Source organism: Hymenobacter sp. ISL-91 (assembly GCF_018613725.1).
In the GTDB taxonomy this organism is placed as follows: Bacteria; Bacteroidota; Bacteroidia; order Cytophagales; family Hymenobacteraceae; genus Hymenobacter.
This window is the reverse complement of record NZ_JAGGPS010000007.1, coordinates 1-13,222: the sequence shown is the minus strand read 5'-3', so window position 1 is coordinate 13,222 and position 13,222 is coordinate 1. Positions and strand designations below refer to the sequence as shown.

General features: G+C 59.9%; 17 protein-coding genes. 8 read left to right on the top strand and 9 right to left on the bottom strand.

The window, feature by feature from the left end:
* Positions 1 to 70: 70 nt before the first annotated feature.
* A complete protein-coding gene (locus J7E24_RS02900; RefSeq protein ID WP_215134952.1) occupies positions 71 to 955 on the top strand; it encodes a DUF3822 family protein in 885 nt (294 codons plus the stop codon).
* A gap of 97 nt (positions 956 to 1,052) precedes the next feature.
* Complete coding sequence (gene coaD, locus J7E24_RS02895; RefSeq protein WP_215134950.1) at positions 1,053 to 1,517, top strand: pantetheine-phosphate adenylyltransferase; 465 nt, start codon at positions 1,053 to 1,055, stop codon at positions 1,515 to 1,517.
* A gap of 95 nt (positions 1,518 to 1,612) precedes the next feature.
* On the opposite strand, the gene J7E24_RS02890 is transcribed toward coaD, so the two are convergent.
* On the bottom strand, positions 1,613 to 2,095 hold the full coding sequence (locus tag J7E24_RS02890) for a hypothetical protein (protein WP_215134948.1): 483 nt from the start codon (positions 2,093 to 2,095) through the stop codon (positions 1,613 to 1,615).
* 23 nt (positions 2,096 to 2,118) lie between these two features.
* Positions 2,119 to 2,820: an NUDIX hydrolase gene (locus J7E24_RS02885; protein ID WP_215134946.1), complete on the bottom strand. Its 702-nt coding sequence runs from the start codon at positions 2,818 to 2,820 to the stop codon at positions 2,119 to 2,121.
* Positions 2,821 to 3,069: 249 nt separating this feature from the next.
* Here J7E24_RS02885 and J7E24_RS02880 point away from each other — a divergent pair, with 249 nt between their 5' ends.
* Entirely contained in the window at positions 3,070 to 3,576 is a 507-nt protein-coding gene (locus tag J7E24_RS02880; RefSeq protein WP_215134944.1) for a metallophosphoesterase family protein, read from the top strand.
* Positions 3,577 to 3,708: 132 nt separating this feature from the next.
* On the opposite strand, the gene J7E24_RS02875 is transcribed toward J7E24_RS02880, so the two are convergent.
* Positions 3,709 to 3,879 carry a hypothetical protein gene (locus tag J7E24_RS02875; RefSeq protein ID WP_177189680.1) on the bottom strand — a complete coding sequence of 57 codons (171 nt, stop codon included), beginning with the start codon at positions 3,877 to 3,879 and terminating at the stop codon, positions 3,709 to 3,711.
* 101 nt (positions 3,880 to 3,980) lie between these two features.
* Between J7E24_RS02875 and J7E24_RS02870 the strand changes: the two genes are divergently transcribed.
* The 4 genes from J7E24_RS02870 to J7E24_RS02855 all read left to right on the top strand — a co-directional run bounded on the left by J7E24_RS02870 (position 3,981) and on the right by J7E24_RS02855 (position 7,850).
* Entirely contained in the window at positions 3,981 to 5,006 is a 1,026-nt protein-coding gene (locus J7E24_RS02870) for a threonine aldolase family protein (protein ID WP_215134942.1), read from the top strand.
* Between the two features lie 203 nt (positions 5,007 to 5,209).
* Complete coding sequence (locus J7E24_RS02865; RefSeq protein WP_215134940.1) at positions 5,210 to 6,472, top strand: cation:proton antiporter; 1,263 nt, start codon at positions 5,210 to 5,212, stop codon at positions 6,470 to 6,472.
* An 82-nt stretch (positions 6,473 to 6,554) separates the two neighbouring features.
* Positions 6,555 to 7,217, top strand: a complete 663-nt coding sequence (locus J7E24_RS02860; RefSeq protein ID WP_215134938.1) for a metallophosphoesterase — start codon at positions 6,555 to 6,557, stop codon at positions 7,215 to 7,217.
* Between the two features lie 18 nt (positions 7,218 to 7,235).
* Positions 7,236 to 7,850: a DNA-3-methyladenine glycosylase family protein gene (locus tag J7E24_RS02855; RefSeq protein WP_215134936.1), complete on the top strand. Its 615-nt coding sequence runs from the start codon at positions 7,236 to 7,238 to the stop codon at positions 7,848 to 7,850.
* A gap of 84 nt (positions 7,851 to 7,934) precedes the next feature.
* Here J7E24_RS02855 and J7E24_RS02850 read toward each other — a convergent pair whose 3' ends face one another.
* From J7E24_RS02850 to J7E24_RS02830, 5 genes are all read right to left on the bottom strand, one after another.
* Positions 7,935 to 8,126, bottom strand: a complete 192-nt coding sequence (locus J7E24_RS02850; RefSeq protein WP_176906539.1) for a hypothetical protein — start codon at positions 8,124 to 8,126, stop codon at positions 7,935 to 7,937.
* Positions 8,127 to 8,151: 25 nt separating this feature from the next.
* Positions 8,152 to 8,409, bottom strand: coding sequence for a hypothetical protein (locus J7E24_RS02845; RefSeq protein WP_215134933.1), 258 nt, complete (start codon positions 8,407 to 8,409; stop codon positions 8,152 to 8,154).
* A gap of 12 nt (positions 8,410 to 8,421) precedes the next feature.
* Complete coding sequence (locus J7E24_RS02840) at positions 8,422 to 8,631, bottom strand: zinc ribbon domain-containing protein YjdM (protein WP_215134931.1); 210 nt, start codon at positions 8,629 to 8,631, stop codon at positions 8,422 to 8,424.
* A gap of 89 nt (positions 8,632 to 8,720) precedes the next feature.
* The gene (ychF, locus tag J7E24_RS02835) at positions 8,721 to 9,818 is read right to left on the bottom strand and encodes a redox-regulated ATPase YchF (protein WP_215134929.1); all 1,098 of its coding nucleotides are present in this window, start codon (positions 9,816 to 9,818) and stop codon (positions 8,721 to 8,723) included.
* A gap of 221 nt (positions 9,819 to 10,039) precedes the next feature.
* Positions 10,040 to 10,393 carry a DUF3276 family protein gene (locus J7E24_RS02830; RefSeq protein WP_215134927.1) on the bottom strand — a complete coding sequence of 118 codons (354 nt, stop codon included), beginning with the start codon at positions 10,391 to 10,393 and terminating at the stop codon, positions 10,040 to 10,042.
* Between the two features lie 317 nt (positions 10,394 to 10,710).
* On the opposite strand from J7E24_RS02830, the gene J7E24_RS02825 reads away from it, so the two are divergent.
* Entirely contained in the window at positions 10,711 to 11,634 is a 924-nt protein-coding gene (locus J7E24_RS02825; protein ID WP_215134925.1) for a DUF58 domain-containing protein, read from the top strand.
* A 170-nt stretch (positions 11,635 to 11,804) separates the two neighbouring features.
* Here J7E24_RS02825 and J7E24_RS02820 read toward each other — a convergent pair whose 3' ends face one another.
* Positions 11,805 to 12,869, bottom strand: a complete 1,065-nt coding sequence (locus tag J7E24_RS02820) for a fatty acid desaturase family protein (protein ID WP_215134923.1) — start codon at positions 12,867 to 12,869, stop codon at positions 11,805 to 11,807.
* Positions 12,870 to 13,222 lie beyond the last annotated feature (353 nt).

Sequence of the window (13,222 nt, the reverse complement as noted above, 5' to 3'; positions counted from 1 at the left end):
TTAAAGGCTGGAACGCGGCCTGACGGGTGCGTTGGCTCTATATAGTTTACCCTCTCTCCCACTGCTGCCCATGTCAACTTCTGCTCCTGCTTCTCTGGCCCCGGCGGCCCTGCACCGCCTGCGCGACGAAACGCTGGACCCCGAGCAGCTGGCCGCCTACAACCTGTATATCACGGCCGGACCGGCCGGCCTGCGCCTGGGCGTGGCCGATGCGCGGCGCAACAAGTTTCTGATGCTGGAAGAGTATACTGCCCCCGAAGCCGGGGTCAGCTATGCGCAGCAACTGGCGGCGCTGGCCGCCGAGCACGACCTGCTGGGCCGTAGCGGCTGGCACCGGGTGCGGCTGGCCGTGCATAACCGGGCTTTCACACTACTTCCTGCCGCCCTGTTCCGACCCGGCGACGAGGCTACCTACCTGGGCCTGCATCATGCCCTTAGCTCCGAACACGAGTCGGTACATGCCTACGCCCATGGCGGGCTGGACATTGTGAGCTTGTTTGCGGCCGAGCGGGAATTGACCAGCTGGTTTGGGCAGAGTTACCCCGCCGGCCGGCTGGTGCACCGCACCAGCGCCCTGCTGCAGGGTGTGGCGCAGCAGAGCGAAGCCAACGGGCCCAGCCGCATCTACCTCAGCATTGGCCCCGGCCAGCTAACGATACTGGTGATGCAGGGCAAGCAGCCGCGGCTCTGCAACGTGTATCCCTTCAGCACGCCCGAAGACCTGATCTATTACGTTATTCTGGTGATGCAGGAGCTGCAGCTCGACCCCGACCAGGACCCGGTTGTTATCTGGGGCGACCTGATGCACGACTCGGAACTGTTCACCATTCTGCGCAAGTACATCCGCCATCTGCGCTTCGGCAACCGGCCCTTCGACCTGGCCTACAGCTACCGCCTCAACGACCTGTTCGAGTACCGCTACTTCGAGCTATTTGCCCTGCACCTCTGCGAGTAGCTGCACCCGCTAGCCGTGAATTGGTACGCTCAACGCGCTGTCTGCACCGGCGGCTCCTTTTTCCGTTCTGAACCCCAACACCTCATTTTCCCGCCCCATGCGTATTGCCCTGTTTCCCGGCTCTTTCGACCCGTTTACCAACGGGCACCTCGATGTGGTGCGGCGGGGTACGGCCCTGTTTGATAAAGTCATTATTGCCATCGGCAACAACAGCAGCAAGCAGCGCTACCTGCCCGTAGAGCAGATGATTGGCATGATAGAGGATGTTTTCCAGGACGAGCCGCGGGTGTCGGTGCGGGAGTACCAGGGCCTGACGGCCGACTTCGCCCGCGAGGTAAACGCCAATTTTTTGCTACGCGGCCTGCGCAACACCACCGACTTCGAATACGAGAATACCATTGCCCAGGCCAACCGTCACCTCAACCCGGCCCTCGAAACGGTATTTCTCATCACCTCCCCCACCCTGGCTGCCATCAGCAGCACCATTATCCGAGAAATACACCGTTTCGGAGGAAACGTCGACGACTTCGTGCCCTTCGCCCTCCCGAAGCCTGGGGGTTAAATCAATCCATTAGCCAACGTAAAAGCCGCCGGACCTCTCCTTTGCAAGAGAAATCCGGCGGCATTTCTGTTGGCTGGCAGTAGCTGAGCTACCCGTTAGCGCCGGGCTACTACGCGCATGCCAATGAGTTCGGTACTGTTGTTCGGGCTCATAACGGGCAACACCAGATAATCGGCCGAAGTAAGGCTCAGGTTGGCTTCGCGCATCAGCTGCTCTTCGTCGCTGCCGAGCAGCACAATGTCGCGCACTTTGCGGGTGCTGGCATCAAAGGTTACAACCAGGGTCGTGCCGTTGCGCTCAAACGTATTGATCCAGTCCTTCCCCCGGGTTGCCTTCATCTGAGTGGCCGTGGGCTCCAGACCAATTTCCTGCTCGCGGGTTTCTTTGGGGGCGCCCAGCGTACGGCGCAGCTGGTCGATGTTACGGCCCATCAGGGATGGTACATCGACGGAGGCGCTACGGCCGGTTTCGGGGCTACCGGTGGCAGGCGCGCTTTTTTCGCCCGCTACCTGCGAGCCGCTGCAGGCAGTGGCAAGAGCCGCCAGAAAGACAAGAGCAAAGTATAGAGTAGAACGCATAAGAAACAGAGTTAAGGCTGGAGTTAAGCTGTTTTTTCGGGGCTGGACGACGTCTGGCCGGCCATCTTGCTCAGGTAGTGCCGCACTACTAAGGCAATGCTGGCATACGAGTTATCGAGCACAGCCAAAGCCTCCTGGGGCGTCATCCAACGTACTTCCTCAATGTACTCCTCGGCCTGGGGCTTCATGAGCGTATCGTCGAGGCAAGGCATGCTATACCAATTCGTTTTTTTGAGGATTTTGTTGCCGTTGTAGGCGTAAGAGTGCCAGGTGCTGGGCAGCTTCTCGCCCAACTCAATCTTCACATTGCACTCCTCCTCCACTTCACGCACCGCCCCCAGGGCCGGGTCTTCGTCGCGCTTGAGCTTACCCTTGGGCAAATCCCATTTGCCCAGCCGGAAAATCATGAGTACCATACCATCCTTTTCCACCAGTCCGCCGGCCGCTTTCACAATGCGGAACTGGTCTTTGAGGTGCAGAATGAGGCGCTTTTTCTTGCGGGCCAGCAGCGTGAGCGAGGTTAGCTTCTTGAGCTTCTTCACCTCCATCAGCCGCAGCAGCCGGTCAACGAACCCATCGGTTACGTCGCGCACCAGTACGTCGCCAACCAAGTCCTTCGACGAAAATTCGTCTTCCGGATTCAGAATCAGGTCGTACTTGTGCTTGTAAATTTTTTCGCTGTTTTTTTTAATTATCAGCGGAATGTCGTTGATGAAAACGTTCATCTCGGCGGGGTGAGCAGGAGGCGGGTGAAAACGAAAGCGTCTGGCTGCAAAGCACAGCATATTTCTCCGGAAACGAAAAGGCCCCGGGCCGGGCAAGATACGCGAAGTAGCCGGTTGGGTTGGGCTGACAGGGAACTGAACAGCAAGAGACCGGGGAGCAGGTAACCAGGGTGCCGGGCACGTAGCCAGTGCTGGCATCTGGCAAACACCCCGTTTCACTATCCCGGCTTTTCGCCCTTTCTTCGTTGCATGAAAAAAATAGGCCTGCTCTCCGACACGCACAGCTACCTCGATGACCGGATTCTGCACCATTTGCGCGGCTGCGACGAAATCTGGCACGCCGGCGACTTTGGCAACGCGGCCGTAGTAGAGCAGCTGGAGCAACTGGCGCCACTGCGGGGCGTGTACGGCAACATCGACGGCCGCGACGTGCGCCTGACCCAGCCACTGGTGCAAAGCTTCGAGCTGGGGGGCCTGCGGGTGCTCATGACGCACATTGGCGGCTACCCCGGCCACTACAGCCCCGCCGGCCGGGCGTTGGTCGAGGAGCACCGGCCGGGGCTGTTTATCAGCGGCCACTCGCACATCCTCAAAGTAATGCCCGACAAAGCCCGCCAGCTACTGCACCTTAACCCCGGTGCGGCCGGCCGCCACGGGTTTCATAAAGTGCGTACACTGCTGCTGTTCGAGGTAGCAGCCGGCAAGGTGCAACAGCTGCAAGCTGTAGAGCTGGGGCCGCGCGGCATGAGCCAATAACGGCGGCACGCGCTGTTGTGCAGTACACCAATAAGCCAAAAAGTGCCTCCTCTGCTACAGAGGAGGCACTTTGAAAAGGCTGGCTAGCAAACCCACCGACACCGGGATACGGGCAGCCAGAGGCGGCGCGAATTAGGCGGCGGCTTCGGTTTTGGCTTCGCTCTGGCCGAAGCGCGACTTCAGCTCGTCGAGGTCCACGTTCTTCAGAACGGGGGTCAGGAGGAGTTGCTTGATGATGCGCTGCTTGTTGTTGGCGCGGGCAATGTTCTTGCGGTGCTTCCGCTTCAGACGGGTAACGCTCATTTTTTCCGGGTCGGTTAAGTCTTTCGGTAATTGAGGGGCAAAAGTAACGACTAAATTTGACACCCGAAAACCTTTCTCCGATTTTACCTTTTCTACCTGCCATGACCCACCCCACCGCCGACCTGCGCTCCGATACCGTTACCCGCCCCACGCCCGCCATGCTGGAGGCCATGTTCCAGGCCCCGGTCGGCGACGACGTGTACGGCGAAGACCCCACCGTGCGGGCCCTGGAGGCCGAAACGGCCGCCCGCTTCGGCCTCGAAGCCGGCCTGTTCTGCCCCTCGGGCACGATGACCAACCAAGTGGCCATCAAAGCCCATACCGAACCCATGAGCGAGGTTATCTGCGAGCAGACGTCGCACATCTACTTGTGGGAAGTGGGCGGCATTGCCTTCCATTCGGGCGCTTCGGTGGCCCTGCTGCCCGGCGACCGGGGCCGCCTGACGGCCGCGCAGGTGGAGGCCGCCATCCGCCCCGAAAACGTGCATTACCCAATTACGCGCCTGATTTCGCTTGAAAACACCCACAACCGCGGCGGCGGCAGCTGCTATGCCCTGCCCGAGCTGGAAGCCCTGGCCGACGTAGCCCGCCGCCACCGCCTGCCCCTGCACCTCGATGGAGCCCGGGTATTCAATGCCCTGGTAGCCACCGGCCAGGACGGCCGCGAATACGGCCGCCTGTTCGATACCATTTCGGTGTGCCTGAGCAAGGGCCTGGGCGCGCCGGTGGGCTCGGTGCTGCTGGGTTCGGCGGCCTACATCGAGAAGTGTAAGCGTATTCGGAAGGTGATGGGCGGTGGCATGCGGCAGGCCGGCTACCTGGCCGCGGCCGGCTTGTATGCCCTCGAACACAACGTAGCGCGCCTCGCCGACGACCACCGGCGCGCCCGGCAGCTGGCCGAGGCGCTGGCGGCGCGCCCCTACGTAACGGAGGTGCTGCCCGTCGAAACCAACCTCGTCATCTTCCGCCTCGCCGATACAATGCCCGCCGAGCATTTTCTGGCGCACCTGGAGCAGCACGGCATCCGGGCCACCTCGTTCGGCCCTCAGCTGATTCGTTTCGTAACCCACCTCGATATCGACGATGCCATGCTGGCCCGGGTGGAAACGGTGCTGGCTGGGCTGTAGGGAGTGACGATGGAACGTCATTCAGAGCGTAGCGAAGAATCTCGCGTGCCAAAGTAATCCTGTAAGTAAGAGCTACCGTGGCACGCGGGATTCTTCGCTGCGCTCTGAATGACGTACTCTTACCGCTCTGCAGTCCGGCAGCAGTTCACTGATTTATTCTGAATTCGCGTCATTTACGACACTTTCCGCCCTTTTTCATCTGCATGGAATTATATAATACCCTTACCCTGCTGCTGGTAATAGCCGCCGCTTTCGGCTACGTCAACCACCGCTTTCTGCGCCTGCCCGCCACTATTGGCCTCATGATCCTAGCCCTGGTTTCTTCGCTTTTGGCCATCGGGCTGGGGCGGCTGGGGGTGCAGTGGGTGCTTACGGCCGGCGAGCTGGTGCGCGGCATCGACTTTCATGACGTGCTGATGGACGTGATGCTGAGCTTCCTGCTGTTTGCCGGGGCCCTGCACGTTGATGTGCGCACCCTGGGGGCCGAGCGTGGGGCGGTGGGCACCATGGCGGTAGTGGGTACGCTACTTTCGACGGTGCTGGTGGCTACCGGTATGTACTACCTGCTGCCCCTGATGGGATTCCCCACGGACTACATCTACTGCTTGCTGTTCGGGGCCCTTATTTCGCCCACCGACCCTATTGCCGTGATGGGCATTCTCAAGCAGGCCCGCATCAGTAAAAATCTGGAAATCAAGATTGTGGGCGAGTCGCTTTTCAACGATGGCATTGCGGTGGTGGTGTTCATCAGTCTGTTCCAGATTGCCCTGAATGGTACCGATAAGGCCTCGGCCTCGTTTATCGGCGAGCTGTTTCTGCGCGAGGCGGCGGGTGGTATTCTGCTGGGCATGGCGCTGGGCTATGCTGCGTACTGGGCCCTGCGCACCATCGACAACTACAAGGTAGAAGTGCTCATTACGCTGGCCCTGGTGATGGGGGGTACTGCTCTGGCGGTGGCCTTGCATACTTCGGGGCCGTTGGCTATTGTGGTGGCGGGCCTGATTGTGGGCGACAAGGGGCGCTCCAAGGGCATGTCGGACCTGACGCGCGAGTACCTGGATAAGTTTTGGGAGATGCTCGACGAAATCCTTAACGCCGTGCTGTTCGTGCTTATCGGCCTCGAAATGCTGATCCTCGACATCAGCAACGCCGTGCTGCTGGTGGGCGTGGCCGCCATTTTTCTTACGCTGCTGGCCCGCGTCATTTCGGTATCCCTGCCGCTCAGCTTTCTGCGCAAGCGCACCGATTTCGACCTTAATACGCTGAAAGTGCTGAGCTGGGGCGGCCTGCGGGGCGGCATTTCGGTGGCCCTGGCCCTTTCGCTGCCCGATACTATGCCGCGCGACCTGATTGTGGGCACTACCTACGTGGTGGTGGTGTTTAGCATCATTGTGCAGGGTCTTACCATTGGGCCACTGGTGAAGAGACTGGGGCTCAGCACGACGTCTGAACCGGGAATGCACTAGCTTTTTTAAGCTGTAAGCCGCAAGCTACAAGCTGCAAGCCTGTGCAGAGAGCTTGTAGTTTGCGGCTTACAGCTATCCAACTATGAATTTATTCGTTATCGGCGACGTGCACGGGTGCTACCACACGTTTCGGGCGGTGCTGCGGCACTGGCAGCCGAAACAGGAGCTGCTGGTGCAGGTAGGCGACCTGGTAGACCGGGGCCACGGCGTACCCGAGTGCGTGGCCCTGGCCCGCGAGCTGGAAGCCGCTCACCCCGACCGCACGGTGTTTTTGCTGGGCAACCACGAGCATTGCATGCTGCGCCACTACGGCCCACACGGTCCGTACCGGGCATGGCTGAGCTGGGGAGGCCAGACCACCGTCGACCAGTACCGGGGCCGGCCCACTATGCTGCGCGAGCACTTGGCCTGGCTGCACGAGCGGCCCCTGTTCTGGACCAACGACCAGGTGGTAGTGAGCCACGCCGGTTTTGCCGCTACGCCCACGCCCCTGGAGCCCACCGACCCCGACGGCGTGCTGTGGCGGCGCGGGCCACTGCTGGCTCTGGAAGGACGCCGCCAGGTGGTGGGCCACACCCCCACGCCCGACGGTGAAATCCTGCTCGATTCGCTCACCGATACGTTGTACATTGATACCGGTGCCTACCTGAACCGGGGCCTGACGGGGGTGCGCCTCTCACCTGCCGGCGAGGTGCTGGCCGAATTCCGGGTGCCTACCTCGCCGCTCGATATTGATCTGGATTAGCCCCTTACCTCCCGCCCCATGCCCACCTCCGCTTCCGAAGCCGCCGTGCAGCACCTGCGCGCCGCCGACCCGGTACTGGCCCTACTGCTTGATGCCGGCCGGCCCATTGCTCCCGCGGCCCACGAAGACCTGTACCTGGGCCTGCTACGGGCCATCGTGAGCCAGCAGATTTCTACCAAAGCAGCCGCGGCCATTTGGCGCAAGTTTCAGGCCCTGTTCGGCCCCGAAGGCTACCCCGAGCCGGCAGCGCTGCTGGCGTTTTCAGATGAGGAGCTGCGCACGGCCGGCCTCTCGCGTCAGAAAGCCGGCTACCTGCGCGCCATTGCCGATTTTGCCCTGTGCGATGAGCTCGACCACACCCGCCTCAACCAGCTAAACGAGGAAGAGCTGACCCGGCACCTGACCCAGATAAAAGGCGTAGGCCGCTGGACAGCCCAGATGTTGTGCATGTTTGCGCTGGATATGCCCGACGTATTTCCGGAGGGCGACCTGGGCATCCAGAATGCCATGCGCCGCCACTACGGCCTCGAAGAAACCGGCCGGCCTCTACTCCAGCGCATGACCGAGCTGGCCGAGCCCTGGCGCCCCTACCGCACGCTGGCCAGCAAGTATCTGTGGCAGTCGTTGGGGTGAAGCGGTGAAACAGCCTGAAACAGCAGAGAGCCCCTGATGCCTGTAAGGACTTCAGAGGCTCTCTGCTGTTTCAGGCTGGCTTATTCACTCGCCATTCCGGCGGGCGTCGCGGATGCCTAGGGCAATGGCTATGAAGGTAGAAATGAAGGGCACGAAGAAACCGAACAGCAGCCAGGGCCAGAACCGCCGCCCATACATGTGGGCAATGTAAACGGTAATCACCGCCGAAATCAGGCAGACGGGCAGGGCAAACAGCAGGTTCTCAACAACTCCCATAAGTAAACGACGCGGTAATTACAGGTTATTGATAAGCAACCGGAATTTGGGCCAGCTGTTCGGTTAGCTGCCAATTGGCAGGCTGCAGGTTGGGGTAGAACCAGCCGGCTCCGGCGGCCAGCCACTGCGCCCGAAACTGCCGGGCCGCGTCGGGCGTGGCATCGTGGTACCCGAACTCAGTGCCGCAACAGCCGCATAGGGTGTGGTCGGGCGTGCGGCCCGCGGGGCCCCAAGGCGACTCGTCGTAATCGAGGCCGCAGACGCGGCAAAACCACAGCGGCATACTACAGAGCGGTTACGCCTTCTTCAGGAACTCGGTTTTCAGCACCATGGTGCTGCCGCCGGCCCGGCCCTCAATTTCGGCGGGGCTGTTGGTGAGGCGGATGTTTTTGACCACCGTGCCGCGCTTGAGCGTAAGCGAGGAACCCTTCACCTTGAGGTCCTTGATCAGCGTTACCGAGTCGCCCTCGCCGAGCAGGTTGCCGTTGCTGTCCTTTACGTCCATGAGGTCGTGAGAAGATTGGAAAAGAAACCAAGCGTCATGCTGAGCGAAGCGGAGCGCAGTCGAAGCATGACGGTTTTATAAGCCTGCAACTACACGTTGAAGCGGAAGTGCATGATGTCGCCGTCCTGCACCACGTATTCCTTGCCTTCCACGGCCATCTTGCCGGCTTCCTTGATTTTGGCTTCGGTTTTATACTGCTGGTAATCGGGCAGTTTGATTACCTCGGCGCGGATGAAGCCTTTTTCAAAGTCGGAGTGGATAACGCCGGCGGCGGCGGGGGCCTTGTCGCCCTTATGCACCGTCCAGGCACGTACTTCCTGCACGCCGGCCGTGAAGTAAGTAATCAGGTTGAGCAACGAGTAGGAGGCGCGGATAAGGCGGTTGAGGCCCGACTCGGTAAGGCCATACTCGCCCAGGAACATTTCCTTTTCCTCGGGGTCTTCCATCTCGGCAATCTGCGACTCGATGGCGGCCGACACCAGCACCACTTCGGCGCCCTCCTGGGCCACGTGGGCCTGCAGGGCCGCCACGTGGGCATTGCCATTCTGGATGCTGCCTTCGTCCACGTTGGCCACATAAATTACGGGCTTGATGGTGAGCAGCTGCAAATCGGCTACTGCCTCCAGCTCCTCGGGCGTGGCCGCAAGGGCGCGGGCATTCTGACCGGCCTCTAAAGCATCCTTGAACTTCTGCAGTACCACCACTTCCTTCTTGGCCGCCGCGTCGCCGCTTTTGGCCGAGCGCTCCGACTTGGCCAGCTTTTTATCTACGCTCTCCAGATCCTTGATCTGCAGTTCGGTGTCAATCACGTCTTTGTCGAACACCGGATCGACGCCGCCGGCTACGTGCACGATGTTCTCATCATCGAAGCAGCGCACGACATGGATAATGGCATCAACCTCGCGGATGTTAGCCAGAAACTTGTTGCCCAGGCCCTCGCCCTTGGAAGCGCCCTTCACTAGGCCGGCAATATCGACGAACTCGATAATGGTGGGCAGTACGCGCTTGGGGTTTACGAGTTCCTCCAGAATCCGCAGCCGCTCGTCGGGCACCGTAATCACGCCCACGTTGGGCTCAATGGTGCAGAACGGGTAGTTGGCCGATTCGGCTTTGGCGTTGGAAAGAGCGTTGAAAAGCGTGGATTTGCCAACATTCGGCAGGCCGACGATACCGCAGCGGAGACCCATGTTCTGGAATTAAAATGGAGGAGTAGAAGTAAGAATTGCCCAGGCAGGCTGCCCCGCAATTCAGGGGGCAAAGGTACGGGGCTTTTCCAAGGAAAGCACGCGCCAGCCCAAACGAGCCGGGTACAAACCAGCAGCGCGTGCCGCGGCCGAAGCCGGGCACGCGCTGCTGTGTGCGGGTATGCGTAAAGCTTGTTTCGGTAGGCGCGGGGCTGTAAGGAGGGTTAGTAGGTAGCGTCGGGGGTATTGTAGCTGTTGTCGCCGCGGTTTTCGCGTTCCTCGTAAGCGGGGCGCGGGCGGTCGAGTTCGGCCACTTCTTCGGCCGTCAGCAGCTCTTCGCGCACGTAGTCCACGGCGTCCTGCAGGGCATCCACAAACTTGAGGAAGTCCTCCTTGTACAGGAATATCTTGTGCTTTTCGTAAGAAAACGTGTCGTCGTCGCGCAGGCGGCGTTTGCTCTCCGTGATGGTCAGATAATAATCCTGCCCGCGTGTGGCTTTCACGTCGAAAAAGTACGTGCGCTTTCCGGCTTTAATGCGTTGGGAGTAAATTTCTTCCTGTTCGTAGCGGTCTTCCACTGTCCTTTCCGTTAAAGTTTGGTTTTTCCAAGATGATCTAAGTCGAACGCAAAATACGGAGTTGCCACAAGATTAGGAAGTTCCGGAGCCTTATTTTTCCTGTTATCCTGCAACGGCGGTAAAAATCAGCTGTTAATTGATTTCTACCGGGATTGTGAATTATCTATTTTAAACCAGTAGCTACGCCAAAACAAGATTATAACGGGTACACCTCTTCCGTACTGCGTTGTGCCGCACCATACGCCACACGGCCTTACCCCAGGTCGCGTCCGATTCGGCCGTATCTTGCTTTTTATCCTGCCCCACCCCTGCCCGCCATGGCCCAACCGCTCGATTTAGCTGCTGTCCGCTCCTTCACCAACCTCGAATTTCTGGCCCGCCAGCTGGTTGAAGGCTTTATTACCGGCCTGCACCAGTCGCCTTACCACGGCTTTTCGGTCGAGTTTTCGGAGCACCGCCTCTACAACCCCGGCGAAAGCACCCGCCACCTCGACTGGAAAGTGTTTGCCCGCACCGATAAGTTGTTTGTGAAGCGCTACGAGGAAGAAACCAACCTGCGCTGCCACCTGCTGCTTGATGTGAGCCCGAGCATGTACTACCCCGCTCCCGGCCACGACAAGCTGCACTTCGCGGTGCTGTGCGCGGCGGCCATCACCACGCTCCTGCAAAAGCAGCGCGATGCGGTGGGCCTCGTTACGTTTGCCGACACTGTGGAGCTGCAGACGCCGGTGCGCTCGACCAGCACCCACCGCCACACGCTGCTGCTTACGCTGCAACAGCTGCTGGAGCGGCCCGTTGCTCCCGGCCGGGCCCGCACCGATGTAGCGGGAGTCATCCATACCATCGCCCAGCAAATCCCGAAACGCTCGTTGGTGGTGCTATTTTCCGATATGCTGGGCCGCGCCCCTGCCGAGCAGGACGACATGCTGGCCGCGCTGCAGCACCTGCGCCACCAGCACCACGAGGTATTGCTCTTCCACATCATGGACCGCACGACCGAGGCCGACTTCAGCTTCCAGGACCGTCCGTATCTGTTCGAGGACCTCGAAACCGGCCAGACCCTGAAGCTACAGCCCAACCAGGTACGCGAGCAATACCAGGCCGCCATGCGCACCTACGAGCACGAGTTAGCCCTGCGCTGCGCCCAGTACAAAATCGACTTCGTGCCGGTCGATACCCGCGAACCGTTCGATAAAGTGCTGCACGCCTACTTGGTGAAACGCGGTAAGGTGCGGGGGTAGGTTCAGAGCTGTCGGCTGAAGTGAAACGCTTAGCTTCGTTCTAATTAAGATGCCAAAAGGCCCGTCCTGCGAAGCGCAGAACGGGCCTTTTGATCTTTCAAACTTATTTATTGGGCAGTGGTGCACAGCCTTACCGAGCGAAAGCCAAAAGCTAGTAGCTCACACAAACCCTACCGGCGGCCCAGCTCGCGCAGGTGGGCGACGTGCGAGGCTACGGCGTAGCGCATCTTGGGGTACTCGTTGTATTCCACATTGAACTCCAGACACATCTGGCGGATGATTTTGTTGAGGGCCGGGTAATGTACATGAGAGATGTTGGGGAACAGGTGGTGCTCAACCTGGAAGTTGAGCCCGCCTACCAGCCAGCTGATGAGCTTGTTATCGGTGGCGAAGTTAGCGGTGGTCCGAATCTGGTGGATAGCCCACTCATCCTCGATTTTACGGGTGGTTTCGTGCGGCACAACAAAGGAAGTATGCTCAACGGTGTGCGCCAGCTGAAACACGATGCTGAGCGTAAAGCCGGCTACGGCCATAAATACCAGAAAGCCTATCAGCCAACTCACGAAGCCCACCGTCCAGATGGGCAGGCCGACGAACAACACCAGATGCAGAGCCTTGAAGCCCCAGAACACGCCCTGGTCGGAGGCCGTCATTTTCTTGATGGGCATCTCGCCAATTTTGCCCTTGAAATACTTCTGGTAATCCATAAAGAAAATCCAGGCGATGAACAGCAGGGCGTAGAAAAACCAAAAGTAGAGGTGCTGGAAGCGGTGCAGCAGCCGGCGGGGCTGCTCGGGGCTCAAGCGCAGCCAAGGCTGGGCATCAAGGTCGTCGTCGACGCCCTCCACGTTGGTGTACATGTGGTGGATGAGGTTGTGCTTGTTGTGCCACATGAAGGAGTTCCCGCCCATTACGTTAAGCGTGAAGGAGGCAAACTGATTCATCCACTTACGCTTGCTGAACGAGCCGTGCGCTCCGTCGTGCATGACGTTGAAGCCGATAGCCGCGCCCAGCAGCCCCAGCAGGACGGCTTCGAGGATACCGAGTAGCGCCGGGGGCGTCCAGAACACGAGGTGCAGATAAATACCAACGAAAGCGCCGGTGAGCAGCACAGCCTTGATAAACAGGGCTTTGCCGCCGGTGGTACTCTTGCCGGCCTCGGCAAAGTAGGCGGCCGTGCGCCGCTTCAGCTCCTGATGGAAGGAGCGGGAAGCCGCAAATTTGGGGGCATGCATGGGGTGGGGTACTAATGAGGAAACGAGGGCCTTACCTACGGCCCGGTCAGTTGGCGTGGCGCAGGTGGGGGGCTGCGTGGTGCCCCAACGGGGGCTACAGCTTGGTCTACAAAGATACAGCCAACCGGCAGCCTTGTTATAGTTCCTGCCACAAAGCCCGGTATTTTGCACAACATCCGGCTTCAGACCAAATAACCTAAGTTGCGACGTAAGGAGGTCGGCGCGATGTAGGGGCGGGGCTTGTCCCCGCCCGCCGTTAGCATCATTGAACGGCCACCGTTGCAGCAGCTACCATTGTAGCGGTGCTGACGGCGGGCTGGGACAAGCCCCGCCCCTACACTGTTCTGCTAAGG

Bases quoted from the DNA above. Each gene is read 5' to 3' on its own strand.
- J7E24_RS02860 (WP_215134938.1), top strand. From the start codon at position 6,555: ATGAATTTATTCGTTATCGGCGACGTGCACGGGTGCTACCACACGTTT.
- J7E24_RS02820 (WP_215134923.1), bottom strand. From the start codon at position 12,869: ATGCATGCCCCCAAATTTGCGGCTTCCCGCTCCTTCCATCAGGAGCTG.
- J7E24_RS02855 (WP_215134936.1), top strand. From the start codon at position 7,236: ATGCCCACCTCCGCTTCCGAAGCCGCCGTGCAGCACCTGCGCGCCGCC.
- J7E24_RS02875 (WP_177189680.1), bottom strand. From the start codon at position 3,879: ATGAGCGTTACCCGTCTGAAGCGGAAGCACCGCAAGAACATTGCCCGC.
- J7E24_RS02885 (WP_215134946.1), bottom strand. From the start codon at position 2,820: ATGAACGTTTTCATCAACGACATTCCGCTGATAATTAAAAAAAACAGC.
- J7E24_RS02825 (WP_215134925.1), top strand. From the start codon at position 10,711: ATGGCCCAACCGCTCGATTTAGCTGCTGTCCGCTCCTTCACCAACCTC.
- J7E24_RS02880 (WP_215134944.1), top strand. From the start codon at position 3,070: ATGAAAAAAATAGGCCTGCTCTCCGACACGCACAGCTACCTCGATGAC.
- J7E24_RS02865 (WP_215134940.1), top strand. From the start codon at position 5,210: ATGGAATTATATAATACCCTTACCCTGCTGCTGGTAATAGCCGCCGCT.
- J7E24_RS02870 (WP_215134942.1), top strand. From the start codon at position 3,981: ATGACCCACCCCACCGCCGACCTGCGCTCCGATACCGTTACCCGCCCC.
- J7E24_RS02900 (WP_215134952.1), top strand. From the start codon at position 71: ATGTCAACTTCTGCTCCTGCTTCTCTGGCCCCGGCGGCCCTGCACCGC.
- J7E24_RS02845 (WP_215134933.1), bottom strand. From the start codon at position 8,409: ATGCCGCTGTGGTTTTGCCGCGTCTGCGGCCTCGATTACGACGAGTCG.
- ychF (WP_215134929.1), bottom strand. From the start codon at position 9,818: ATGGGTCTCCGCTGCGGTATCGTCGGCCTGCCGAATGTTGGCAAATCC.
- J7E24_RS02840 (WP_215134931.1), bottom strand. From the start codon at position 8,631: ATGGACGTAAAGGACAGCAACGGCAACCTGCTCGGCGAGGGCGACTCG.
- J7E24_RS02890 (WP_215134948.1), bottom strand. From the start codon at position 2,095: ATGCGTTCTACTCTATACTTTGCTCTTGTCTTTCTGGCGGCTCTTGCC.
- coaD (WP_215134950.1), top strand. From the start codon at position 1,053: ATGCGTATTGCCCTGTTTCCCGGCTCTTTCGACCCGTTTACCAACGGG.
- J7E24_RS02850 (WP_176906539.1), bottom strand. From the start codon at position 8,126: ATGGGAGTTGTTGAGAACCTGCTGTTTGCCCTGCCCGTCTGCCTGATT.